This is a genomic window from Gordonia zhenghanii (assembly GCF_021738965.1).
GTDB lineage: Bacteria > Actinomycetota > Actinomycetes > Mycobacteriales > Mycobacteriaceae > Gordonia > Gordonia zhenghanii.
In genome coordinates this window covers 1-23,444 of the sequence record NZ_JAKKOQ010000015.1, presented here as the reverse complement: position 1 = coordinate 23,444, position 23,444 = coordinate 1, and the positions used below count along the sequence as shown (strand labels likewise).

Genomic DNA, 23,444 nt, shown 5'->3' with positions numbered 1-23,444 from the left:
GTGTCAGAGCCGCGGCAGGCGATTGCGGATCGATGCGATGGTGTCCGCCTCCTGCGCGGGCTTCGCATCGATACCGGTGCGGTACCGCTTGACCCGCGCGAACCGGAGCGCTGCGCCACCCGGATATCGCGTGGATCGTTGGACCCCGTCGACCGCGACTTCCACGACGGTCTCGGGCCGCACGTGCAGAACGTGCCCCTCGCGTCGGTCCGCGATCGTCGGAAAGTAGTCGGTCTGCCATCTCAGAGTGTCGTCGGTGAGCCCTTTGAATGTCTTGCCCACCATCACGAAGCCGCCGGCGGGCCCGAACTGCCCGTCGGGGTCGCGCGCACCGAGGTGGATGTTCGAGAGCTGTCCCGACCGACGTCCCGACCCGTCCTCGACGGCGAGCACGACGAGGTCGTAGGTGTAGACGGGTTTCACCTTGATCCAGTGCGAACCTCGTCGCCCCGCTGAATAGGGCGAGTCGAGGGCTTTGACGACGATCCCTTCGTGGCCGGCCGCCAGCGCTTCGTCTAGCACCGCCTGCGCGCCATCCGGGTCGTCGGCGGCGACGAGCCTTCCCGGAATCGCGTGGTCGCCTGCGACATTCCGGAGCACTGTCCGCCGTTCGGCGAGTGGTTCCTCGATTCGGGAGCGGCCCGCCCCGTACAGGATGTCGAAGAACCAGACTGCGAGCGTTCGGGAACCGTCGCGTCCGAGGCTGCGCATCGTGTCCTGGAACGGTCGGGCGGCGCCTGCCTCGTCGACGGCGAGCATCTCGCCGTCGAGGACGAGGTCCCCGCCGCCGAACGCGGCGACCACGTCGACGACTTCGGGAACCCGGTCGGTGATGTCGGCCAGGCTTCGCGTGTAGACGCTCACCTGGCCTCCCACACGATGTACTTGTAGCCGGGCCCCGTCGAGCTTGTACTCGACCGATGCCGCGCCGGTCGTCGAGACGGCCTCGCCCGGTGACGGGGCGGTCCCGGCCAGCATCGGCTGGACCGGCACGCCCGGGGTGAGGTCGACGAGAGTCAGGTCGTCGCCCTCGAGCGCTGCACGGGCCGTGGCCCCGAGGTCGCCCGAGAGCATGACGGCGCGACGCACCGTGTTCTTGTCGAGTTCGGCCGCGTGGGCGACGGCGTCGACGAGGACCCCTTCGAGCGCGCCGGTCCTCATCTCACCGGTCATCACCCGAACGAGATAGTTCTGCTCCTCGGCGCTCGCGCGACTCATCAGTCCGGTGAGGGTCGCCGAGCGACGAGCTGCCGATCCCGAGCCTCGACCGGTCGACAGTTCACTGAACGCCTCGTCGACGTCCCGGACGCGCAGAGTCGCGGTGGGTGCGGGATCGGTGGCGAGGTTCGCGAGGGTCCGCCAGCCGATGCCCAGGCGACCCTGTCGCGGCCGTCCGAGGATCACCCCGACGGCCGCGGGGACCTCGTCAGGGCGCAGCAGCGAGAGGACCTCGGCGAGGGTGCGCGTCTTCGCGGCTCGTGACCTCGTCGAGGAGACCTCGGCGGCGGCCGCCACCAAGTCGGCGAGAAGCATCGACGCGCGTGTCATCCGCGCTCACCGCTCGGGCGCGAGCGTGAACGGCGCACCGTCGTAGACGTCGCGAGTGACGAACTCCTCGACGGCGTTCCGGCGCAGGCGCGTCAGCTGTCGAACAGGTCGTCCGAGCGGGATCACTGCAGCGACTGCGTGCCCCGACGGAATCTTCAGGAGTTCCCGGACTGCGGGTTCCTCGGCGGTCGCCATGGTCGTGAAGGTTCCGCCGAGGCCACGCGAACGCGCGGCGGTCAGGATGTTCCACGCCAGCGGGTAGATCGATCCACCGCTGACGACTCCGACGCGGTCGAGGTCTTTGTCAGTAGAGGCGACGACGGCGAGATCGATGGAGACCACCAGGAGCACGGGCGCGCCGGCGAGCGGAGCGACGAATGCGCCCACACCTCGGGCCGCTGCGATCTCCTTCTCGGTGAGAGTCGTCGGATCCACTGTGTTCCAAGGCATCTCCCCCGCGGCTCGCTGCGCGAGGTATCGCCGCGCGCCGGGTCTGCTCAGTTCGGCGATCTGGCGCTTCACATCGGCGTCCCGCACGATCGTGATGTGGGCTCCTTGGCGGTTCCCGCCGCTCGGCGCGAAGCGCGCGGTGTCGAGAACCTCGTACAAGGCCTCATCGGTCACCGGATCGTCGGTGAACTCACGGGCCGCGAACGTCGTCCGGATGACCTGGTCGTACTCCATGCGTTCATGATCCCACCGGTTGGGCCATGATCCCACCCGTTCGGCGACCATGCCCAGTCCGCGATCATGTCTGTATGACTACGCATGAAGGCATCATCACGGGCGGGGACGTCGATCTCTTCTACGACGAGTTCGGCGACCCCGACAATCCCGCCGTACTCCTCGTGATGGGGCTGGGCGCGCAGATGGTCTACTGGCGTTCCGACTTCTGCGAGAAGATCGCGGCGGCCGGCTACCGGGTGATCCGGTTCGACAACCGCGACAGCGGACTCTCCGGAAAGTTCGACGGTGCGCGCGTGGACGGTCCGCCGCTTCCGATCAAATTGGTTCAGTTCTTTCTCGGCCGGCCCGCGAAGGGTGCGCCGTACACCTTGACAGACCTCGCCGAGGACGCGATGCGGGTCCTCGATCACCTCGGGGTCGATCGCGCGCACATCGTCGGCGCGTCGATGGGCGGAATGGTCGCGCAGGTCCTGGCGGCCGATCATCCAGACCGAGTCTTGTCGGCGACCGTCGTGATGTCGAGTAACAATCGCGCATTGCTGCCGCCGCCCGGTCCGCGACAGCTCCTTGCGCTGCTGTCGCCGCCGCCGAAGGGCTCCGGCCGGGACGAGATCGTCGAGCACACGATGGGCATCGGGCGCACGATCGGCTCACCCGTGTACCCGCCGACACTCGACCAGTCGCGCCAGAACGCCGTCGAGTACTTCGACCGCTGCTATTACCCGGTGGGCGTGGTTCGACAGTTCGCGGCGATTCTCGCTTCCGGTTCGCTCAGCTCGCACGACGAGAGGATCACGGCTCGCACTCTGGTGCTGCACGGCACCCACGACAAGTTGATGCGACCGTCGGGGGCACGCGCCGTCGCACGATCAGTTCCCGACGCACGTCTGGTCATGATCGACGGCATGGCGCACGACCTGCCCGAACCGTTGTGGGAGCAGATCGTCGGCGAGTTGACGGAGCATTTCGCCGCCGAATGAGCCTTTCGTCCCGACGCCCGATGTCCGGATGGCCCTGATCGACCGTATGCGGAGCCCCTATTCTAGTATTAGGTAAGCCTAAACATAAGGAGCACTCCATGAGCGTCGATCCGTCCCCGAACGACCTCCCTCTCGCGAATAGGAAGGTCGAGGACGTGCCCGGGCATTGGCTGCTCGCGCGACTCGGCAAACGCGTGCTGCGCCCGGGCGGTCGCGGCATGACCGAGCAGATGCTCGACGACGCTGACCTTTCAGGCGCCGACGTCCTCGAGATCGCGCCCGGGCTCGGGAAGACCGCCGGTGCGATCCTCTCTCACGGCCCTCGCAGTTACGTGGGAGTCGAATCCGACGGCGACGCAGCCACTCTCACCGAGAAGGTCGTCGGGGATCGCGGCCGCGTCGTCGAGGGCGACGCGTCGGCCACCGGACTCGAGTCGGAGTCCGTGGACGCCGCGATCGGCGAAGCCATGCTCACGATGCAGACCGACCGCCACAAGGCCGAGATCGCGGCCGAGGCGTTCCGCGTGCTGCGTCCCGGTGGCCGGTACGCGATCCACGAGTTGTCCCTGAACCCCGACACACTCGCAGACGACCAGAAGACCGAGATCCGCAAGGCTCTGGCCCGATCGATCAAGGTCAATGCCCGCCCGCTCACCGAGGACGAATGGCGCACGGTCATGACTGACGCTGGGTTCACCGTCGAACAAGTGCGATTCGCACCGATGGCACTCCTGGAACCGCGTCGCGTGATCGCCGACGAAGGCGTTCTGCGGACGGTGCGTTTCGTCAGCAACGTGATCCGCAATCGCGCGGCCCGGGTACGGATCCTCGGCATGCGTTCGGTTTTCCTGAAGTACCGCGACAACCTCGCGGCGATCGAGATCATCGCCGTCAAACCTACGACGACCGTCGAACGGTAAATCCGCGGTCCACATCGCACGGAAATCGGTGATGTCGCGGCATTTGTTCTCTATGTGGATTATCGAATTGTTATCGACGCCTTTTTCGCACCTCATTGCGCTTTTCGCGCACCACTCCCCTGCATTGATGTCGCACTAGGCCTGCAATTGCGTTACTGACGCCATACGGTCGACATGAGTCCGGCGCTCTCTGCGCCCGACATGGAGGGAGAACTGTAATGGCCACCACCGTGGCGATCGACTACGGCGCCGGCATATCCGACGCCTGGTCGTCGATCGCAAACTTCGTACCCAAGCTCGTTGCATTCCTGGTGATCCTGGTGATCGGCTGGATCATCGCGAAGGTCCTCGCCAAGCTCGTCACCACGATTCTCCGCAAAGTGGGATTCGATAGGTTGACCGAGCGCAGTGGACTGTCGAAGATTCTCGCCAAGAGCGATTACGATGCAGGTTCACTTCTCGCGAAGGTCGTCTATTACGCGATTCTCCTGATTGCCCTCCAATTGGCGATCGGCGTATTCGGACCTAATCCGATCAGCGATCTTCTGACCCGATTCGTATCGTGGCTCCCGAAGCTGTTCATCGCGATTATCATCATCGTGATCGTCGCAGCGATCGCGCACGCGGTCAGTGATCTCATTCGCGGCGCACTCGGCGGCGCGTCCTACGGTCCGTTGATCGCGACTGTCGCCTCCGTCTTCATCTGGGGCGCGGGAATCATCGCAGCCCTCAACCAGATCGGCGTCGCGACGACCGTCACCATACCGGTCCTGATCGCCGTTCTCGCGACCCTCGGCGGCGTCATCGTCGTCGGTGTCGGCGGCGGCCTGGTCAAGCCGATGCAGTCGCGCTGGGAGACCGCCCTCGACAAGGTCTCCGAAGAGATCCCCGCACGACGGGCCGAGCGCGCAGAGCGGGCCGCTGCCTCCTCGCGGGGCAACCACGCCGCACAATCACACCAACAGGCGGCTGCTCCGCAACAGCAGGCGTACTCGCAGCAGCCACCGACCGCGTACACGCAGCAGATGCCGCAGACACCGCAGCAGCCGTACACCGGTCAGCACCAGACCGGCCAGAACCCGACTGCTCCCCAACCGCAGGCTCCCCAGTATCCGGGCCAGTACACGCCGGAGCCGGGACAGTACGGCAGCGGCTACCCCCAGCAGGAGCCGTACCAGCCGCCCCAATACCCGGACAACCCGCACCCGGAGAACAGGGACTGACGGCATTGGCGATGTGACGCACGTGCGTCAACGAGGGCGACGCTCCACGGAGCGTCGCCCTCGTCCATGTCCGAAGCATGCACCACCGGCAGCTCGGCGTTCAGTTCACCCAGAGGTACTTGTTCTCCGGCCGTCCTCGACCACCGTATTCCGGCACGCGCCGACAGACACGGTCGTCGGACAGCCGTTCCAGGTACCGCCACGCCGTCACCCGGGACACGCCGGTCCGTGTTGCGATCTCATTGGCACTCAACGGTTCCGGTGCCCCGCGCAGGGTCGCGGTGATCAATTCGAGCGTCGACGCCGAGATCCCCTTCGGCGTCGCAGGTCCGCCGACCGGCTCGCGAAGGGCCGCGAGCGCCGCATCGACCTGTGACTGTCCGGCCTCTGCACCACCGAGCATTCGTCGGTACTCACGATAGTGCTCGAGCTTGGCCGCGAACGCTGCGAACGTGAACGGCTTGATCAGATACAACAGCGCACCGCGCGCAACGGAGGTCCGGACGGTGTCGACGTCGCGTGCCGACGTCACCATGATCACGTCGGGGCGGGGCGTCATCTCGGCGACCACACCCGCGACGTCCACACCGCTCATGTCGGGAAGACCGACGTCCACCAGCAGCAGGTCGATCGGCGAAGGGCCTCGAGCGGCGCGGCGGACCGCGTCGATCGCCGCAGCGCCCGTGCCGACCGTCGTCAATACGTCGAATCCGTCGATTCGCCGCACGTATTCGGCGTGCGCGGCTGCGATCCGTGGCTCGTCCTCGACGATCAGGACTCCGATCCCCATCAGTCTCCTTCCGAGCCGAGCGGGAGGATCAGCTCGACGGTCGACGGATTCCGGTGCACGGTCAGGGTACCGCCGCGTCGCCTCGCCAATTGGCTCAGCAGCGCCAGTCCCAGCCCTCGCCCGTGGTCGCGGTCGTCCGCGAATTTGGTGGAGTATCCCCGACCGCATGCGCGAGTGAACTCCGCATCGCTCATGCCGGGACCGCTGTCGAGGACACGTAACGACCACGCTCCTTCGCTGATCCCGCCGTCCACTTCGACCCAGCCGCCGGAACCGGCGGCGTCCACGGCGTTGTCGACGAGATTACCGACCGCAGTGAGGGATTCGGACGGCGTGATCGGACCACCGACGAGATCGGCGCCCTCCGCGACGGTGACTTCGACGCCCGCCGCGGCCGCGTCGGCGATCTTCGCGACGAGCAGCGCGGTGACCGCCGGGTCGGCCGCCGACGACAACTGGTCGACGATCCCCTGCGAGGAGGTGAGTTGCTGCGTGGCGAAGTTCACGGCGTCGTCGCGCCTGCCGAGTTCGATCATCGTGACCACCGAGTGCATGCGGTTCGCGTGCTCGTGAGCCTGCGCGCTCAACGCATTGGCCAGTGACCGCACTGCATCGAGCTCGCCCAGCATCTCTTGCAGTTCGGTCCGGTCGCGGAGGGTGAGAACCGTGCCGAGCCGTCGTGACCCGACCTCGACGGGTTGGCGGTTGGCGACGAGCACCCGACTGCCGCTGATGTGCACCTCGTCGGCCAGATCGTCGTCGCCGCGAAGCGAGACCGGCAGATCGCTCCGCATGATCGGACCCGCCGGTAGCGACAGTAGACGGCGAGCCTCGTCGTTCACAACGGCCGCTGGTCCGTCACGGGACTCCGCGTCGAACACGATCATGCCTTCGGCCAGTGCGTGCAATACCGCGTCATGATGCTCGTACAGCGCCCGCAACTCGTCGGGTGTCAGGCCGAGTGTCTGCCGACGCAGCCGCCGCTCGATGAGCAGCGAGACACCGACCGCCACCGCCAGCCCGATGAGCACGACGCTCACTACCACCGGCACGACACGACGGACTTGGTCGGCGAGCCGGGCCCGAGTGACGCCTGCCGAGACGAGACCGACGAGCGTTCCGTTCTCGTCGTATACCGGCGTCACAGCACGGATCGACGGCCCAAGCGTTCCGGTGAAGACCTCGGTGAACGTCTCGCCGCGCAATGCTCGGTCGACGGTTCCGGTGAACTCGCCACCGATCCGGGAGCGATCAGAATGCGTGTACCGCGTGCGGTCGGGCCGCATAACGACGATGAAGTCCATCCCCGAAGCCTCCGCGACGGCATCCGTCACCGGCAGCAGGAGTGCGGTCGGGTCCGGGGACCGCAGCGCGGTGGCCGTCGACGGCGTCTTTGCGAGCACGACCGCGACCGCCGTGGTGCGTTCACGGGCATCGTCGTCAGTCCGATCGCGTTCCTGCCAGACGACTGCGACCGCTCCGACGACGGCTACGACCAGCAGCAGCGTCACCTGCGAGAAGAACACTCGGGTAGACACGGCAGGCCGCCATCGCACCCGCCTCGCACTGTTCATCGATCTGACCTCGCCGTGTAAAGAATGAACACAAGAGTGTCCCCCATCACATGGTCACCCATGATTTTCGTTATCGCCGTACGAGAGTCGAAGGAGACCTCCTGTGAGAACACCGACTGACACCGCGCCCCGATCTGCGGCGCCAAAACGTAAACGCGACCGTACACACTTCCTGTACATCGCCGTGATCGTGGCCGTGATCGCGGGCGTCGTGGTCGGCATGGTGTGGCCGGAGATCGGCAAGGACCTCAAACCGCTCGGCGAGATCTTCGTGAACCTCATCAAGATGATGATCTCACCGGTGATCTTCTGCACCATCGTGCTCGGCATCGGTTCAGTACGGAAAGCGGCGAGTGTCGGCCGGATCGGCGGACTGGCCCTCGGCTACTTCGTCGTGATGTCGACGTTCGCGTTGGGCATCGGCATCCTTGTGGGCAACATCCTCAAGCCCGGCACCGGCCTCCACGTGACCGCGGGTTCGGGCGCCGAGTACGCCGAGCAGGCGCACGAAGGCGGCGGTACGTGGGACTTCGTCAGCAGCATCGTCCCTGACTCGATGCTGTCCGCGCTCACCTCGGGCAGCGTGCTGCAGACTCTGTTCATCGCACTGCTCGTCGGATTCGCTCTGCAGGCCATCGGCGGCCCGGGAGAGCCGATCCTGCGGGGAATCGGACTGATCCAGAAACTGGTGTTCCGAGTGCTCGTCATGATCTTGTGGGTGGCTCCGATCGGTGCATTCGGAGCCATCGCCGCAGTCGTCGGCTCGACTGGATTCGACGCGGTGAAGCAACTCGGGCTGTTGATGCTCGGGTTCTACGTGACGTGCTTCCTCTTCGTATTCGTTGTCCTCGGCACGCTGCTGCGTCTTGTCGCGCACCTGTCGGTGTTCAAGCTCGCCCGCTACCTGGCGCGCGAGTACCTGTTGATCGTCGCGACGTCGTCGAGCGAAGCAGCCCTGCCGCGGCTGATCGCGAAGATGGAGCACGCTGGTGTGCAGAAGTCGACGGTCGGCATCGTCGTTCCCACCGGATACTCGTTCAACCTGGACGGCACCGCGATCTATCTGACGATGGCCTCGTTGTTCGTCGCCGACGCGATGGGCGCACCGCTGAACTACGGCGAGCAGTTCTCCTTGCTCCTGTTCATGATGATCGCGTCGAAGGGCGCCGCGGGCGTCACCGGCGCCGGTCTGGCCACGCTCGCGGGCGGACTCCAGAGTCACCGCCCGGACCTGTTGGACGGCGTCGGCGTGATCGTCGGCATCGACCGGTTCATGTCGGAGGCCCGGGCGCTCACGAACTTCTCCGGCAATGCGATCGCGACGATACTGATCGGCACCTGGACCAAGACGATCGATGCGTCGATCACTCGGCGAGTCCTCGACGGCGAGGATCCGTTCGACGAGTCGTCGATGGTCGACGACGACGAACCGTCGGAGGCGACTTCGGGCGCGGCCACCGTCACGGAGGAGTCAGTCGTTCTGACGAAGCACCGGCCCGAACAGCGGTCGATGGAGTCGGAGCCAGCACACGAACTGGAACCGGCGCGCATCTGACAGATGCCCATCCGGACACTCCCGCTGCGCCCGACCCACCGAATGGGACGGGCGCAGCGGTCGCTCACGGCGCGAACGAACCCGGCCCGCGGATCCCGGTCCGCCGCTGTTCGATGATCAGGCAGCGGTCCTCGACGTACAGCAGCCCTGCGTCCTCGGCGATCTGACGCGCTTCGTCGCTGACTATCCCCAGTTGGAGCCACAGCGCCGTCGCACCTGCGGCCACCGCCTGGCGGGCGACCTCGGCAGCGTCGGCGGACGGCCGGAAGACGTCGACGAGTCCGATCTGCTCGGGGACGTCGGCGAGCGAGCGGTACACGGTCTCCCCCACGATCTCGTCGGCATACGGGTTCACCGGGACGATCCGCCAGCCCGCGTCCTTCATGTACGTGGGCACCTCGTTCGCGGCCTTCTCCGGGTTCGCGCTCGCCCCGACCACGGTGATGGTGTCGTAGGAGTTCAGAATGTGTTCGACGACGTCGTCTGTGGGAGTCATCCCTCCACAGTAGGACCGACAGTTTCACCTAGACCCGCACTCGTGCGAGAGGCATATCCTGGACGTGGCCGCGTCCTGACAACGCCGCATACCGACAGCCGTCGCCCACACACAGGAGAAACCGATGCCAGACAAGGGACCGATAACGTTCGACGCACCGATCGAACAGGTCAACGACCGGACCATCCTGCGCTTGCCTGCCGACGCCAGTGCAGAACTGCCGTCACGCGGACAGGTCGCGGTCACCGGCAGCATCGGCGGCCACCCGTACGACACGGTTGTCGAACCCGACGGAAACCGCGGTCATTGGATCCGCCTGGGAGAAGCGCTGACCACGGAACTCGGCGGCCCGGACACTGTCGTGTCGACGACGATCACGCCTGCCGAACAGTGGCCAGAGCCGGTGGTTCCCGACGATCTGCAGTCGGCGCTGGACGACGCCCCGGACACTGCCGAACTGTGGAATGCGATCACCCCGATGGCCCGGTGGGAATGGGTCCGGTGGGTGCAGGCGACGAAGAACCCGTCGACGCGGACCAAACGCATCGGAGTCGGCATCTCGAAACTACGTGACGGAAAGCGTCGCCCCTGCTGTTTCGACCTCTCGTCGTGCACCGACCCGAACGTCGCCAAGAGCGGTGTCCTGATCGGCGCTCGCTGACCGCGTAGCCGGGCGCCCCGGTTCAGTCGCGCGGTGTCAAAACCACGACAGGGATATCGCGGTCTGTCTTGCTCTGGTATCCGTCGTAGCCCGGATTCGCCTTGACGGCGACAGGCCACAATTCCGCTTTCTCCTGGGCGTTCGCCGTGTGCGCGGTCCACGCCGCAGTCGACTCGTCGACGGTCACCTCGACGTCGGGAGTCGCGGACAGGTTCTTGTACCAGTCGGGGTTGTCGGAGTGCCCGCCCTTGGAGGCGATGACGACGATGCGGTCGTGCTCGAAGATCGGTGCGGTCAGCATCGTCGAACGGCGTAGACCAGACGTCCGCCCGACGGTGTGCAGCTCGATCGTCTGCATACCGAGCAGCTTCTTCGGGAAACGGCCACCGGTCACCGTCAACAGCGCCCGATGACCGTTTTCGAGGACCCACGCGCCCGCGGACGCCGTCACGTCAGAGAATGTCATGGGTCGATCGTGCTCCGGTGATACCGGTTTGTCGATACGTGCCGTCACACGCACCTGTACGAGCCTGTCGGCGGCGTATCCTGAGAGCCGTATGTCTCACTCTCTCGCTGTCACCCGATCGACGACGACGGCGGGACGCACCCGCCAGACGGTCAACGAGTGGTTCAACCGGTTCGTGGCGTCTGATCCCGGTCTCACTCGACTTCGCCTCGCGGTGCAGACCGTTGTGTCGGTAGCCGCCGTCATCGGTGTCGAGTGGCTCTTCGTCCAGTTCGCGCATCCGTTGATGGTGTCGGGCGACTCAGCTGCCGTGGCCGCCGAGAACCGGGCCGCCGGAGTCATGGGCATGATGGCCGGCGCGATGGTCGTCATGGTGTCGAGCTTCGCGGGCCCGATGTTCACACGCGTCCGGGACGGACTACTCGGACTCGCCCTTCTGCCCTGCGCCATGTTCATCGGCGTCGTCGCCGGGCTCGCTCTCCAAGACGTCAAAGTCGTCGCCTTGGCGGTCATGATCGTAGCGCTCGGCGGCGCCGGGTTCCTCCGGCGGTTCGGCGCGTGGGGATTCGTCATCGGCCAAGGCCTGTTCATGGGCAACTTTCTGGGGTTCTTTCTTGGTCACCTCACCGATGTCAGCGGCGTCGGATGGATAGCGGCCGAGCTGGCGATCGGCGGGGCCGTCGCGATCGCCGCGCAGCTCGTTCTGTCCTATCCGAGCCGCTGGTCGGCAGTGCAACGCCTGAGGTCGTCATTCCTCGGGCGAGCCGACGCCGTCGCCGCGGCGACTGTCGAGGTGCTCGACCACCCCGACTCTGAGCGGAGCCGACGCCGCAGGCATGAGAAGCTCGTCCGATTGAACGAGTCGGCGTTGATGATCGACGCCCAGCTCGCGGAGAATCCGCGGCTTCCCGTCGGGACGACGGCCGCCGAACTCCACCAGCACGTCTTCGCTGCCGAACTGGCACTCGCGAACGCCTCCCGTTTCGCGCGCGCGATCGCTGTCGCCGACACCCCCGACTCAGTGCGGACCCTCGTCCGCGACGCGATGGTCGCTGTCGTGCAACGGGCGCCCGAACCCGTCGACCGGATCGGGCGCGCCCTCCGCGAACTGTTACGCCAAGACGATACGAGTGCGCAGATCGACGACGGCACTCTCCTCGTCCTGCACCGCTTCGCGACGTCTGTGATCGCCTATGCGCAGGTCTTGGCTGCGATCAACCGGCAGCGGTTCGAGCCGTACCTCGACCGTGTCCGGTCGCACGACGTACCCGAACAAGACAGGTTCGCGGCGTCGGTCTCACTCGTCGGCGGATGGCTGCCCGGATCGTCAGCGGTGAGCGCTACCGCATCGAGGGAGAAGACCGGCCAGTCGGTGGCCGCTCGTCTGGATCCTTCGGTCCGTGCGGGCATCCAGATGACGGTGGCGGCGGCGATCTCTGTGGTTGCGGGATCGCTGATCTCGGCCGACCGCTTCTACTGGGCGGTGCTCGCGACGTTCGTCACGTTCATGGGCGCCAACAACGCCGCAGAACAGGTCCGTAAGGGCGCGTTCCGCGTCATCGGCACGATTCTCGGCGTCGTCGTCGGCGCACTTCTCGCCGAGATCGTCGGCAGAGACGTCCCGCTGTCGATCGCGGTGATCCTCGTATCGCTGTTCCTCGGCATCTATCTGATGCGGATCAGCTACGCGTTCTTCGCCATGTCCATCACGATCCTCGTTGCGCAGTTGTACGTGCAGCTCGCTGAGTTCTCCGCAGAGCTGTTGGAGATGCGAGTGCTCGAGACGCTCGTCGGCGCAGCCGCGGCCGTCGCCACGGTGATCTTCGTGCTTCCGCTGCGCACGAGCCGGGTGGTCCGGGTCGCGACTCGCGAGTTTCTCACCGCACTGTCGGCCCTGGTCACCGATACCGTCCGAGGCGTCCGTGACGGCGAGGGCGGGCACCGTCTCGAAGCGGTGTCGCGCGACCTGGACGTCGCTTTTCAGGCCTTGGAGTCGGCGACGTCGCCGAGTCGCGCGATGCTTCGGGTGCCTGGGACGTTCGGCGGCGTCAACCAACAGTGGTGGGCTGCCGCCAACGCAGCGCACTCGTACGCGCGCGATCTCGTCGCCGATGCGCAATGGTGCACCGCGATCGACGGCCCAGAGGGCGCCCGACTCGACGATGCGACCGCTGCGATGGCCGCCTCGATCACCGAACTCGTCGAGGCTCTCGCCGAGCACCGATCCACTCGGGTCTACACGCGGTCGGCCTCCCTGTTCGAGCGAGTGGCCACCGAATTGGACGACCACGGGCGGTTGACGCCACGCCAATTGGTCCTTCGTGACCTCCAGTTGATCGACGGCGCGACCGCCGCGCTGGCGAAGTCGGCAGATATCGACGTGCACGCCGTCGACACAGCAGTCACCGATCGCTGAGAACCACGTCGACTGCGCGAGCCGCACTCTGGGCGGCACCCTCCATCGTGGTGGTCCAGTCGGTGCGCGTCCAGTCACCGGCGAGCGCGAGACCGTGGACCGCCGTCCGCTGGTCGGGTCGGATTCCCGCACTGCCCGGACGCTGAGCGAACGTCGACTTCGGCATCCGCACCACATGGGCGTGGACCACACGCGCGTCCGCAGTGTCCGGGAAATAGCGGCGCAACATCGTCATCTGCATGTCGACGATCTCGTCATTGGACATTCCCACCAGGTCGTACGCTGCCGACACCGTCGTCGAATAGAAGTAGTTGTCCTTCGGGTCGCGACCATGCATCCGCTGACGGTCCCATACCTGCTCCAGGACGCCTTCGCCGCCGTACAGGATCTCACCCCAGTCGACCATCCCGATGTCCCGATCCAGGTAGAGGTTGACGCTGACTATCGGCACCGGCGTCAATTGCTTCGCCGCAGCGTAGATCGCCTCATGCCCCGGAACGTTGTCGAGCAACCCCGTGATGTTCCAGACCGGGACCGCGCAGATCACCGCGGCGGCCGCGACGTGTTCGCCGTCTGTGAGAGTCACCCCCGTCACGGCGCCGTCAGCGACGTCGACCGAGGCTACGACGGCTCGGTTGCGGCCCTCGACGCCGTGATTCGCGAAGAACTTCTCGGCCCCGTCGACGAACAGTGTGTCGAGGTCGACCGTCGGGTAGCCGATGGAGACCGCGGTTCGCTGTTCGATGGCACGCCGAATACCGGTCCTCAGGAGGTCCGCGGGCACTCGGGCCGACGAGATCTCGGTCTTGTCGCCCGTCAGTCCGATGACGATGCCGTCCCACAGCGCGTCGCGCGCCGACTGCGGCATCTTGATGCGGCGGAACCACTCGTCGGCGGTCACCTCGTCGAGCCAGGCCGGTCTCGCCAGAACGTGGCGGACCAGCCGTCCTTGCGCGAGCATCGTGCGGACCCGATCGAATCCGGTGACTCCCGGCAGATCGCCGAACGCGGTCCGCAGACCGGTGACTCCACCGAATGCCTGTGTTCGCGTCGCGCCGCCCGGTTCACGGACCGTCATGTGTCCGGGAAACTCGACGTGTCCCCGCGTTCCGACGCTGTCGAGGTAGCGCATGAGGTCTCGGTAGCCGCTCGCGAACACGTGCTGACCGTTGTCCGGAACATCGTCGACCGCGGCCAGAGGCATCGAGATGGTTCGGCCGCCGAGCGATCCCCTCCGCTCCAACAGCGTCACCCGATGACCGGCCTCGGTCAGCCACACCGCGGACGCCAATCCGGCCAGTCCCCCGCCTACGACTACACAGTCCATGGCGGCAAGAGTAGAGCATCGTAAGTACAGTTATGTGACATTCGGGATCAATGGTTCGACGGAGTGCCCCGGTCCCGTGGAATGCTGGAGAGCAGTCGCGCACGAGAGGAACCCGACGATGCGTCGATACGACGTCGTCCCCAGCCCCGTCGACGATCTACTGCTGATCGCCGACGACGAAGCGTTGACGCGTGTCGTCTTCGCCGGCCATACCGTGCCCTCGTCCGAGTGCGGACCGAGGTGCGACGCCGACGATCGGGTACTCGGCACGGCGCGAGCGCAACTGCTCGAGTACTTCGCCGGGACCCGCACTCGCTTCGACCTGCCGCTGCACACCGACGGCAACGAGTTCGACACCGCCGCCTGGCACGCGCTCGCCGACATCCCGTACGGGACCACCATCACGTACGGCGATCTCGCCGGCCGACTCGGCGACCGCAGGCTGGCCCAACGAGTCGGACAGTCCGTGGGACGCAACCCGATCGCCGTCGTCCTCCCTTGTCATCGCGTCGTCGGCGCGGACGGCACACTCACCGGTTTCGGCGGCGGCCTCGACCGCAAACGGATACTCCTCGACCTCGAGGAGCCGTCCGCGGACGTCGCGATGCGACTGTTCTAGGCGCGATGCCCTCCGAAGGAGTCCCGCCCGATCATTCGAGGACGAATGCGGGAATCCGACGATCGGTCTTCTTCTGGTACTCGGCGTACGACGGGTAGGCGGCGACGGCGAGCTTCCACCAGTGCGCGTACTCGTCGCCGTCGATCTCACGTGCGGTCAGCTCCCTGACCGTCTCGCCGTCCTGCACAGTGACCTGTGGGTGGGCCTTGACGTTGAAGTACCAGGACGGATGCTCCGGGGCACCGCCCTTCGACGCGACCATGAGGTATTTTCCGTCCTCTTCCACGCGCATCAGCGGTGTGTAACGCTTCTTGCCCGACTTGGCTCCGGTCGTCGTGAACAGGACGATCGGACTGCCCTCCACGAAGATCCCTTCGGTGGTGCCGGTCTCGAGGATGGTCTCGGTCTGCGAACGTACCCAGTCGGTCGGGCTCAACTCTGCATTACTCATGCCCGGCTCAACGACGAGTCGGTGCGTCCTATTCCACGTGCGAGCCGCGTCACTTCCGGCCTTCGGGACCAAATCCGGCCATCGACGCGTTACACCTCAAGAACCCCCACCGACACGAGAGGACACGACCATGACAAGTGGAATCGACGGCACGGTCACCCAGGAACCCGGAACCGAGACCGCGGTCCTTGCAGGCGGATGCTTCTGGGGCATGGAGGATCTCATCCGCCGCGAACGCGGAGTCCTCGCGACGCGCGTCGGATATACCGGCGGCGACAACGACTTCGCCACTTACCGCAACCATCCCGGTCACGCCGAGGCCGTGGAGATCGTCTTCGATCCGACACAGACGACGTACCGGGACATCCTCGCGTTCTTCTTCCAGATCCACGATCCGACGACGATGAACCGTCAGGGCAACGACACCGGGACCAGTTACCGGTCGGCGATCTTTCCCCTCACCCCCGAACAGGAAGAGGTCGCACGCGACACGATCGCCGACGTAGACGCCTCGGGGCTGTGGCCCGGCGAGGCGGCCACGGCGATCGAGGACGCGGGCCCGTTCTGGGAGGCTGAACCCGAGCATCAGGACTACCTGATCAACTACCCGAACGGCTACACCTGCCACTTCCCGCGGGCCGACTGGATCCTCCCGAAGCGATCCGAGAAGTGACAGCCTGGCGCACGGCTGACTAACGCAGAAGGAGCGGTCCCCGAGTCTCTCGGAAACCGCTCCTTCTGCGTTTGAACGGTCGGGCTGACAGGATTTGAACCTGCGACCCCTTCACCCCCAGTGAAGTGCGCTACCAAGCTGCGCCACAGCCCGTTCGCTTCGACTGGCGAAGCGAGATTTACCTTATCCGACGATGGTCCGCGGAGACGAATCGGGTGGTCGTAGATGGTTTTCGGCGAGCTCTGTTGATCGAGCGGCGCTGTGATCGAGCAACCTCTGCTGATCGAGCGGAGTCGAGATCCACGGTCTCGCTCGACCAGCCAGTTGCCGAACCGCCTACTTCTTGCGCAGCTCGCGCTTGTCGCGCACGCGGACGTTGACGCGGACCGGCGAGCCGTCGAAGCCGAAGCTCTCGCGCAGCTTGCGCTCCACGAAGCGTCGGTAACCCGCCTCCAGGAAGCCCGTCGTGAACAGAACGAACGTCGGCGGACGCGTAGCGGCCTGCGTCGCGAACTTGATGCGCGGCTGACGACCACCGCGGACCGGCGGCGGCGTGGCCGCGATGATCTCTTTGAGCCACGAGTTCAACGGGCCGGTCGCGACGCGGCGATCCCATGACTCGAGCGCGCCTTCGAGCGCAGGCACCAGTTTCTGGACGCTGCGGCCGGTCTGCGCTGAGATGTTCACGCGACGCGCCCATGGCACACGAGCGAGCTCGCGATCGATCTCCTTGTCGAGCACCTCACGGCGATCTTCGTCCACGAGATCCCACTTGTTGAATACGATCACCAGCGCGCGACCGGAGTCGACGATCATCGACAGCACCCGGAGATCCTGTTCAGTGATCGGTTCGCTCGCGTCGATCAGCAGCAGCGCGACCTCGGCCGCTTCCAGCGCCGCGCGCGTACGCAGCGACGCGTAGTACTCGTGTCCGGTCGCGGTGCGGACCTTGCGCCGCAGGCCTGCGGTGTCGACGAACTGCCACGGTTTGCCGCCGAGTTCGATCAACTCGTCGACCGGGTCGACCGTGGTGCCCGCGACGTTGTCGACGACCGAACGCTCTTCGCCCGCGAGCTTGTTCAGAAGCGAGCTCTTGCCGACGTTCGGCTTGCCGACCAACGCCACACGGCGAGGACCGCCGAGAAGGAAGCGCTCACGCGGCTTCTCCGGCAGGTTCTCCACGATCAGGTCGAGCAGGTCCGCGGTACCGCGTCCGTGTGCCGCCGAGATCGTGTGCGGCTCCCCCAGGCCCAACGACCACAGGACTGCTGCGTCGGCTTCGGCGCGCTCGCTGTCGACCTTGTTGGCGGCCAGCAGCACGGGCACCGTCGCCCGGCGCAAGAGCCGCGAGACGGCTTCGTCGGCCGATGTAGCACCAACGGTGGCGTCGACGACCAGGACGATCATGTCCGCCGAGCGCATCGCCAACTCGGCCTGCACTGCGATGGACTTGCCCATCCCCTTGGCGTCCGGTTCCCAGCCGCCGGTGTCGGTCACCATGAACGGGTGCCCGGTCCACTCGGCCTTGTAGGAGACGCGGTCGCGGGTCACGCCGGGGACGTCCTCGACGACGGCCTCGCGTCGTCCGAGGATGCGGTTGACGAGCGTCGACTTGCCGACGTTGGGTCGTCCGACCACCGCGACGACCGGCAGGGCCGGAGCCTCGCCGATCTCCTCGTCGGTCAGGAAGTCGTCCAGGTCGAAGTCGTCTTCGCTGCTCCAGGTTCCGTCGCCCGCCGTGAGTTCGGCGTCGCCGAATCCGATGTCGTCTGAGAATTCTTCGGTCACGGCTGTCCTCCGATCCGTGTCTCGACCAACTCGGTGAGAGTGTCGAGAACCTGATCCAATGTCATGTCGCTGGTGTCGACGTGGACGGCGTCGTCTGCGGGACGCAGCGGCGACGCCTCTCGCGTCGAGTCCAGATGGTCGCGGCGATTCACGTTGTCGAGCACCTCGTCGAGGATGCTCTCCCGGCCCGCCGCGACGTTCTGCCGGTGTCGACGCTCGGCGCGCGCTTCCGGCGTCGCCGTCAGATATATCTTCAGTGCCGCAGCCGGAAACACGACGGTCCCGATGTCACGGCCTTCCACCACGAGCAGTGTCCGATCGGCGTGCGTGCGCTGCAGGTCGACGAGGCGGACCCGCACCTCAGCATTGGCCGAGACTGCCGATACCGAACTGGTCACGTCGTCGGTGCGGATCTGCGCGGACACGTCGTCTCCGTCCAAGGTGACGACGGTCGCGCCGTCCCCGTCGACGGACAGTCGGATGTCGGTCGCGGCCACAACAGACGCGACCTCGACGGAGTCGGGTGCGACGTCCGCTCGAAGGACGGCGAGCGTCGCAGCTCGGTACATGGCGCCGGTGTCGAGGTAGTGCGCGCCGACGCGGTCGGCGAGAAGTCGAGCGACGCTCGACTTTCCGGTGCCTGCCGGACCGTCGATCGCGACGACGGGGGTGGTCCCGGAGTCGGCTGATTCGCCACTCACATTCCCACCGCCTTGTAGAGCGCGCCGATCTCCTTGCCGTCGAGCGCTCGCAGGCTGCCGGGACGCTGCATGCCGAGATGGACGGCGCCGATGTCGGTGCGCACCAGTCGGATCACCGGGTGCCCGACGGCCTCCATCATGCGGCGGACGACATGCTTGCGGCCCTCGTGCAGGGTGAGCCGAACCAACGACTCCCCTTGATGAAGTTCCAGCTGCGCATATGAATCGACCGACACCGGACCGTCGTCGAGGTCGACACCGTCGCGCAGACGACGACCGAGGCCACGGCCCACTTCGCCGCGCAGCGTCGCCAAGTACGTCTTGGGGACCTCGAACGACGGATGCATCAGACGATGCGCGAGCTCACCGTCGTTGGTGAGCAGGATCAGCCCCTCGGTCTCGGCGTCGAGACGGCCGACGTGAAACAACCGCTGACCGGCCATGACACGCTCGGCGACGAGGTCTCCGATGCAGGGACGACCGTAATCGTCGCTCATCGTCGACTGCCAGCCCTTCGGCTTGTTCAACGCTAAGTACTGTTTGGTCTCGTCGATGACGACGCGTGCGCCGTCGACCTTGATGATCGCGGAGTTCGGATCGATGCGCAGGCCCTGCTCGACCACGATCTCGCCGTCGACCTCGACACGGCCTGCGGCGATCAGTTCTTCGGCTCCACGACGGGATGCGACGCCTGCTGCGGCCAACACCTTCTGCAGGCGCATGCCGTCGGACACGTAGGTCGCGCCGTCGCCCTCGACGACCGGCACCTGGTGGCGCGCCGGGCGCGAGTTGTTGAGACGCGCCTGACCCTTCTCCACGCTCGGACGCGAACCCTTGCGGTGCGTCTTGCGGGTGCCCTGGCCCTGGGCCGGAGCACCACGTTTAGCGGCGCTTGCGCCTCTCGGCTTACCTGCGCCCTTCGGCTGACCTGGACTCTTGGGCTTACCAGTACCCTTGCCTGCAGGCTTGCGCCCGCCGCGGCCCTTGTCGTCTCGTCCCGGTCTGCCGTCTCGGCTAGCGGATGCCATGCTGAATCCTTCAGTCTGTGGTGTTGTGCAGTTGTGCGCGCGGGTTACTCTTCGTCGGCCTGCGCGAGAGCCTCAGTAGAGGCGTCAACACTCGATTGTGCCGCCTGAGCACCCAGTTTGGCGAATCGTGGATCGTCGAGCAGTTCGTCGCCGAGGTCGTCGATGACGTCGACGTCGGGCAGCAGCGGCGCGATGTCGGGAAGTTCCGACAGCGATGCCAGGCCGAGCCGTTCGAGGAACAGTTCGCTCGTCGCGTACAGGGTGCCGTTGGTCTGCGGGTCGTTGCCGACCTCGGTGAGCAGACCGCGGGCGACGAGGGTACGGACCACGCCGTCGACGTTGACGCCGCGGATCGCACTCACTCGGGCACGTGTCACGGGTTGCCGGTATGCGACCACGGCGAGTGTCTCGAGCGCGGCGCGGGTCAGCTTGCTCCGCGTGCCGTCGAGGAGGAGTCGTTCCACGTAGGGCGCATAATCCGCGCGTGTGTAGAAGCGCCAGCCGTCGCCCGCGTACCGCAGATCTATGCCGCTGCGTGCTGCGGCGAGTTCGGCGCTCATGGTCCGAACCATCGCACCGACACGATCCGGTTCGTCGTCCACGGCGCTCGCGAGTTCGTCGACCGTCACCGGGGTGTCGACGACGAGCAACACGGCCTCCAACGCTGCGCGCAAGGTGACGTCGTCGAGGATCTCGGCGGTGTCGTCGGCGTCTGCGCTCATCGGCTCGTCGGCCATCGGTGATCCGTCTTCTGTCATCCGTAGTCTTCCGTCGTGTCTATATCGATGTCGTCGGTGTCACGACTGCCGGTCCAACCGACTTTCAACTCACCCAACGCTTCGGGCTGGTCGAAGGCCACCGCTCGCTCTCGATACAGCTCGAGCAGACCGAGGAATCGAGCCACGACTTCGAGACCGTTCGCGCATTCGGCGACGAGTTCGGAGAATGTCAGCATCTCCCCATCGGCGGCCACGAGCAGTTCGGAGAGCCGGCGGGCCTGCTCCGGAACTGATACGGCGGATCCGTGCAGGTGGTCCAGACCGACGGTCGGCACCGGCTTGGGTGCCAGGGCCGCGGCGGCGATCTCCGCGAATCGTCCGGCGTTGACACCGATCTGCACTTCGGGGAGCAGGTCGGTGAACTGCTCGTCCAGCGCCACGGAACGCGGATACCGTTGCAGCGCAGCGGCTTCGAGCTCGGCGAAGAGTACCGCAACCTGTTTGTACGCCCGATACTGCAGCAGTCGTGCGAACAGCAGGTCGCGCGCTTCGAGGAGGGCGAGGTCCTCGGGGTCCTCGACCTCGCCGGACGGCAGCAGACGTGCCGCTTTGAGATCGAGAAGCGTCGCGGCGATGACGAGGAACTCGGTCGTCTGTTCGAGATCGGCTTCGGCCCCGAGGTTCTTCGTGTACGCGATGAAGTCGTCCGTCACGATGTGCAGAGCGACTTCGGTGACGTCCATGCGCCGCTGGCTGATCAGATTGAGCAGCAGGTCGAACGGCCCGGTGAAGTTGGCCAGCTTCACCTGGAATCTGCCGTCTGCAGCGGCCTCCTCCACGGCGTCCCCGACGAACTCCATATCGGTCGGGTCGACGTCGGAGGCGACGGCGGCAGGCTCGGTCATTCGCGAGGTTCGTTGTGCGCGATCACTTCTCGCGCCAGATCCCGGTAGGCGGTCGCGCCCGTCGATTTGGGCGCCCACGTGGTGATCGGCTCACCGGCGACCGACGTCTCCGGGAATCGGACGGTGCGGTTGATCACGGTGTCGAACACGGAGTCACCGAATACCTCGACGACGCGCGCCATCACGTCGCGGGAATGGAGGGTGCGTTGGTCGTACATGGTGACGAGGATGCCGCCGAGTTCCAGTCGCGGGTTGAGCCGGTCGTGCACTTTGTCGATGGTGTCGGTGAGCAGCGCCAGTCCACGGAGACTGAAGTACTCGCACTCCATCGGAATGAGGACATTGTCGGCGCACGCCAGCGCGTTGACGGTGAGCAACCCGAGAGACGGTTGGCAGTCCACCAAGATGTAGTCGTACCGATCGGCCACCGGGTGCAGGGCACGCGCAAGCGCTTGCTCACGTCCGACCTCGCTGACCAACTGGATCTCGGCAGCCGACAGGTCGATGTTCGACGGCAGGATGTCGACGCCGTCGACGCGGGTACGCATCAAGACCTCGTCGGTCGACGCGTACGGCGCGACGAGCAGGTTGTGCACGGTGAGATCGAGTTCGTGGTGCGGGACACCGAGGCCGGCCGACAGCGCACCCTGTGGGTCGAGGTCCACGAGGAGTACGCGTCGACCGGCTTCAGCGAGCGCTGCTCCGAGGTTGATGGTCGACGTCGTCTTGCCGACGCCCCCCTTCTGGTTGCACATCGCGATGATGACGGCCGGGCCGTGCTTCTCGCGCGGCAAGGGATCGGGGATGTCGCGATAGGGACGACCGGTGGGCCCGAGCTTCTCGGCGGGCACGTCCAACTGGCCCTGCTTTCCCTTGGCACCGGCTTTGTGCTCCACCTGTCCGATGCTCCTTCCAGCGCACAGAGAAATCTCCGCACTTCCTCGACACGTATCCCTAGCGATCCTAGTGCGTCCGACGAACCTGGGACGCCAGGTGGTCGGCGCGCCGTCGGCGGAGCCCACGTCTCCGCTGGTCGAGCACCCTCATACTGATCGAGCGGACCTAGTCCCCCGCTGATCGAGCCGACCTCGTCCCCCGCTAATCGAGCCGGCGTCGTCACCCGCCGATCAAGCCAGCGTCGTCCCCGCCGATCAAGCCGACCTCGTCCCCGCCAATCGAGCCGACCTCGTCCCCGCTGATCGAGCCGACCTCGTCACCGCTGATCGAGCCGACCTCGTCACCGCTGAGGTGGATTCAAGTGGTCGTTGCAACGCCTTCACCAGTGAGGGTGTTTCGAGATGGACCGTTTTGAGCAGTGTGTGAAGGCTGTGCGGTGGTACGGGGCGGGTGTCCCGGCCGCGGAGATCGCGAGCCTTGTCGGAGTAGCGGGGTCGGTGCAGGTGTACGCGCTCCTGCAGGAGGCCGGGTATCGGGCCGGGATCGGGTACGGGCCCCGCACGAGAGTGACCGACGACGAGGTGATCGCCGCCTATCTGGTGCGTGGCTCGATCAAACAAGCCGCGCGGGTGGCCGCGATCTCGCAGGCCAAGACCCGCCGGATCCTGGTGGAGGCCGGACTCGTCCCAGCGGTACCTCGCCCGTATCGACGGTGGCGGGTGCTCGAGCGGGCGCCGTGGGATCGCGGGGCGGGCACCGCTCCTGAGACTGAGAGTGTGGTGGCGCGCGAGATCGCGGTATTGCAGTCGGCTATCACTGAGCAGGTGAATCCCTGCACGCTGTCTTCTCCGAGCCGATTGTTGACCCTGGCCGATCGGCTGGTGATCGCCGATGGCCTGATCCACCACTGGTCCTACGCCAGGATCGGTACGGCGATCGGTAAACACAAATCGACCGTGAGCCGCGAAGTCCGTAACCACAGCGTCAACGGGCACTACCTGCCGTATCAGGCCGATCATG

Annotated in this window: 22 protein-coding genes, 1 tRNA gene and 1 pseudogene; 9 read left to right on the top strand and 15 right to left on the bottom strand. The window is 66.1% G+C overall.

The genetic code is table 11. The annotated features are described in order from the left end of the window. Window positions 1-3: 3 nt before the first annotated feature. The gene (locus L5G32_RS15895; RefSeq protein ID WP_237012143.1) at window positions 4-1,533 is read right to left on the bottom strand and encodes an ATP-dependent DNA ligase; all 1,530 of its coding nucleotides are present in this window, start codon (window positions 1,531-1,533) and stop codon (window positions 4-6) included. A gap of 21 nt (window positions 1,534-1,554) precedes the next feature. Continuing rightward, window positions 1,555-2,232, bottom strand: a complete 678-nt coding sequence (locus L5G32_RS15890) for a nitroreductase family protein (protein ID WP_237012050.1) — start codon at window positions 2,230-2,232, stop codon at window positions 1,555-1,557. A 74-nt stretch (window positions 2,233-2,306) separates the two neighbouring features. Here L5G32_RS15890 and L5G32_RS15885 point away from each other — a divergent pair. From L5G32_RS15885 to L5G32_RS15875, 3 genes and pseudogenes are all read left to right on the top strand, one after another. Further along, window positions 2,307-3,291, top strand: a pseudogene (locus L5G32_RS15885) (alpha/beta fold hydrolase). Window positions 3,292-3,313: 22 nt separating this feature from the next. Continuing rightward, window positions 3,314-4,135: a class I SAM-dependent methyltransferase gene (locus L5G32_RS15880; protein WP_237012048.1), complete on the top strand. Its 822-nt coding sequence runs from the start codon at window positions 3,314-3,316 to the stop codon at window positions 4,133-4,135. A 218-nt stretch (window positions 4,136-4,353) separates the two neighbouring features. Beyond that, the gene (locus L5G32_RS15875) at window positions 4,354-5,358 is read left to right on the top strand and encodes a mechanosensitive ion channel family protein (RefSeq protein ID WP_237012047.1); all 1,005 of its coding nucleotides are present in this window, start codon (window positions 4,354-4,356) and stop codon (window positions 5,356-5,358) included. Between the two features lie 100 nt (window positions 5,359-5,458). Here the strand turns inward: L5G32_RS15875 and L5G32_RS15870 are convergent, their stop codons facing one another. Together L5G32_RS15870 and L5G32_RS15865 are read right to left on the bottom strand one after the other, a co-directional pair. After that, window positions 5,459-6,148: a response regulator gene (locus tag L5G32_RS15870; protein ID WP_237012046.1), complete on the bottom strand. Its 690-nt coding sequence runs from the start codon at window positions 6,146-6,148 to the stop codon at window positions 5,459-5,461. Beyond that, a complete protein-coding gene (locus L5G32_RS15865; protein ID WP_308192054.1) occupies window positions 6,148-7,686 on the bottom strand; it encodes a sensor histidine kinase in 1,539 nt (512 codons plus the stop codon). The genes L5G32_RS15870 and L5G32_RS15865 overlap by 1 nt, the downstream gene beginning before the upstream one ends. 139 nt (window positions 7,687-7,825) lie before the next feature. On the opposite strand from L5G32_RS15865, the gene L5G32_RS15860 reads away from it, so the two are divergent. Next, window positions 7,826-9,277, top strand: a complete 1,452-nt coding sequence (locus tag L5G32_RS15860) for a cation:dicarboxylate symporter family transporter (RefSeq protein WP_237012044.1) — start codon at window positions 7,826-7,828, stop codon at window positions 9,275-9,277. 64 nt (window positions 9,278-9,341) lie between these two features. Here L5G32_RS15860 and L5G32_RS15855 read toward each other — a convergent pair whose 3' ends face one another. Beyond that, a complete protein-coding gene (locus L5G32_RS15855; protein ID WP_237012043.1) occupies window positions 9,342-9,773 on the bottom strand; it encodes a CoA-binding protein in 432 nt (143 codons plus the stop codon). Window positions 9,774-9,897: 124 nt separating this feature from the next. On the opposite strand from L5G32_RS15855, the gene L5G32_RS15850 reads away from it, so the two are divergent. Further along, entirely contained in the window at window positions 9,898-10,434 is a 537-nt protein-coding gene (locus L5G32_RS15850; protein ID WP_237012042.1) for a YdeI/OmpD-associated family protein, read from the top strand. Window positions 10,435-10,456: 22 nt separating this feature from the next. Here L5G32_RS15850 and L5G32_RS15845 read toward each other — a convergent pair whose 3' ends face one another. Beyond that, complete coding sequence (locus L5G32_RS15845) at window positions 10,457-10,900, bottom strand: nitroreductase/quinone reductase family protein (protein WP_237012041.1); 444 nt, start codon at window positions 10,898-10,900, stop codon at window positions 10,457-10,459. Window positions 10,901-10,991: 91 nt separating this feature from the next. Here L5G32_RS15845 and L5G32_RS15840 point away from each other — a divergent pair, with 91 nt between their 5' ends. Continuing rightward, window positions 10,992-13,316, top strand: a complete 2,325-nt coding sequence (locus tag L5G32_RS15840) for an FUSC family protein (protein WP_237012040.1) — start codon at window positions 10,992-10,994, stop codon at window positions 13,314-13,316. Here L5G32_RS15840 and L5G32_RS15835 read toward each other — a convergent pair. After that, window positions 13,303-14,643: a hydroxysqualene dehydroxylase gene (locus tag L5G32_RS15835; protein WP_237012039.1), complete on the bottom strand. Its 1,341-nt coding sequence runs from the start codon at window positions 14,641-14,643 to the stop codon at window positions 13,303-13,305. The genes L5G32_RS15840 and L5G32_RS15835 overlap by 14 nt on opposite strands. Before the next feature lie 118 nt (window positions 14,644-14,761). On the opposite strand from L5G32_RS15835, the gene L5G32_RS15830 reads away from it, so the two are divergent. Continuing rightward, window positions 14,762-15,262 (top strand): methylated-DNA--[protein]-cysteine S-methyltransferase, encoded by a 501-nt coding sequence (locus tag L5G32_RS15830; RefSeq protein WP_237012038.1) that lies wholly within the window; start codon window positions 14,762-14,764, stop codon window positions 15,260-15,262. Window positions 15,263-15,293: 31 nt separating this feature from the next. On the opposite strand, the gene L5G32_RS15825 is transcribed toward L5G32_RS15830, so the two are convergent. Then, entirely contained in the window at window positions 15,294-15,713 is a 420-nt protein-coding gene (locus L5G32_RS15825) for a nitroreductase family deazaflavin-dependent oxidoreductase (RefSeq protein ID WP_237012037.1), read from the bottom strand. A gap of 130 nt (window positions 15,714-15,843) precedes the next feature. On the opposite strand from L5G32_RS15825, the gene msrA reads away from it, so the two are divergent. Continuing rightward, the gene (gene msrA / locus L5G32_RS15820; protein ID WP_237012036.1) at window positions 15,844-16,386 is read left to right on the top strand and encodes a peptide-methionine (S)-S-oxide reductase MsrA; all 543 of its coding nucleotides are present in this window, start codon (window positions 15,844-15,846) and stop codon (window positions 16,384-16,386) included. A 79-nt stretch (window positions 16,387-16,465) separates the two neighbouring features. On the opposite strand, the gene L5G32_RS15815 is transcribed toward msrA, so the two are convergent. The 7 genes from L5G32_RS15815 to L5G32_RS15785 form a co-directional block, all read right to left on the bottom strand. Beyond that, a tRNA-Pro gene (locus L5G32_RS15815) sits at window positions 16,466-16,539 on the bottom strand. 183 nt (window positions 16,540-16,722) lie between these two features. Next, window positions 16,723-18,174, bottom strand: coding sequence for a ribosome biogenesis GTPase Der (der, locus tag L5G32_RS15810; protein WP_237012035.1), 1,452 nt, complete (start codon window positions 18,172-18,174; stop codon window positions 16,723-16,725). Next, entirely contained in the window at window positions 18,171-18,875 is a 705-nt protein-coding gene (cmk, locus tag L5G32_RS15805; protein WP_237012034.1) for a (d)CMP kinase, read from the bottom strand. The genes der and cmk overlap by 4 nt, the downstream gene beginning before the upstream one ends. Continuing rightward, window positions 18,872-19,903 carry a pseudouridine synthase gene (locus L5G32_RS15800; RefSeq protein ID WP_237012033.1) on the bottom strand — a complete coding sequence of 344 codons (1,032 nt, stop codon included), beginning with the start codon at window positions 19,901-19,903 and terminating at the stop codon, window positions 18,872-18,874. The genes cmk and L5G32_RS15800 overlap by 4 nt, the downstream gene beginning before the upstream one ends. A gap of 44 nt (window positions 19,904-19,947) precedes the next feature. Continuing rightward, on the bottom strand, window positions 19,948-20,661 hold the full coding sequence (gene scpB / locus L5G32_RS15795; RefSeq protein WP_372491706.1) for an SMC-Scp complex subunit ScpB: 714 nt from the start codon (window positions 20,659-20,661) through the stop codon (window positions 19,948-19,950). After that, window positions 20,658-21,527 carry a segregation and condensation protein A gene (locus L5G32_RS15790; protein WP_372491705.1) on the bottom strand — a complete coding sequence of 290 codons (870 nt, stop codon included), beginning with the start codon at window positions 21,525-21,527 and terminating at the stop codon, window positions 20,658-20,660. Before L5G32_RS15790 ends, scpB begins: the two co-directional genes overlap by 4 nt. Beyond that, window positions 21,524-22,423 carry a ParA family protein gene (locus L5G32_RS15785; RefSeq protein ID WP_237012032.1) on the bottom strand — a complete coding sequence of 300 codons (900 nt, stop codon included), beginning with the start codon at window positions 22,421-22,423 and terminating at the stop codon, window positions 21,524-21,526. Before L5G32_RS15785 ends, L5G32_RS15790 begins: the two co-directional genes overlap by 4 nt. 423 nt (window positions 22,424-22,846) lie before the next feature. Between L5G32_RS15785 and L5G32_RS15780 the strand changes: the two genes are divergently transcribed. Next, window positions 22,847-23,444 (top strand): helix-turn-helix domain-containing protein (locus L5G32_RS15780; RefSeq protein ID WP_237012031.1); only part of this gene is annotated, 598 nt, incomplete at its 3' end.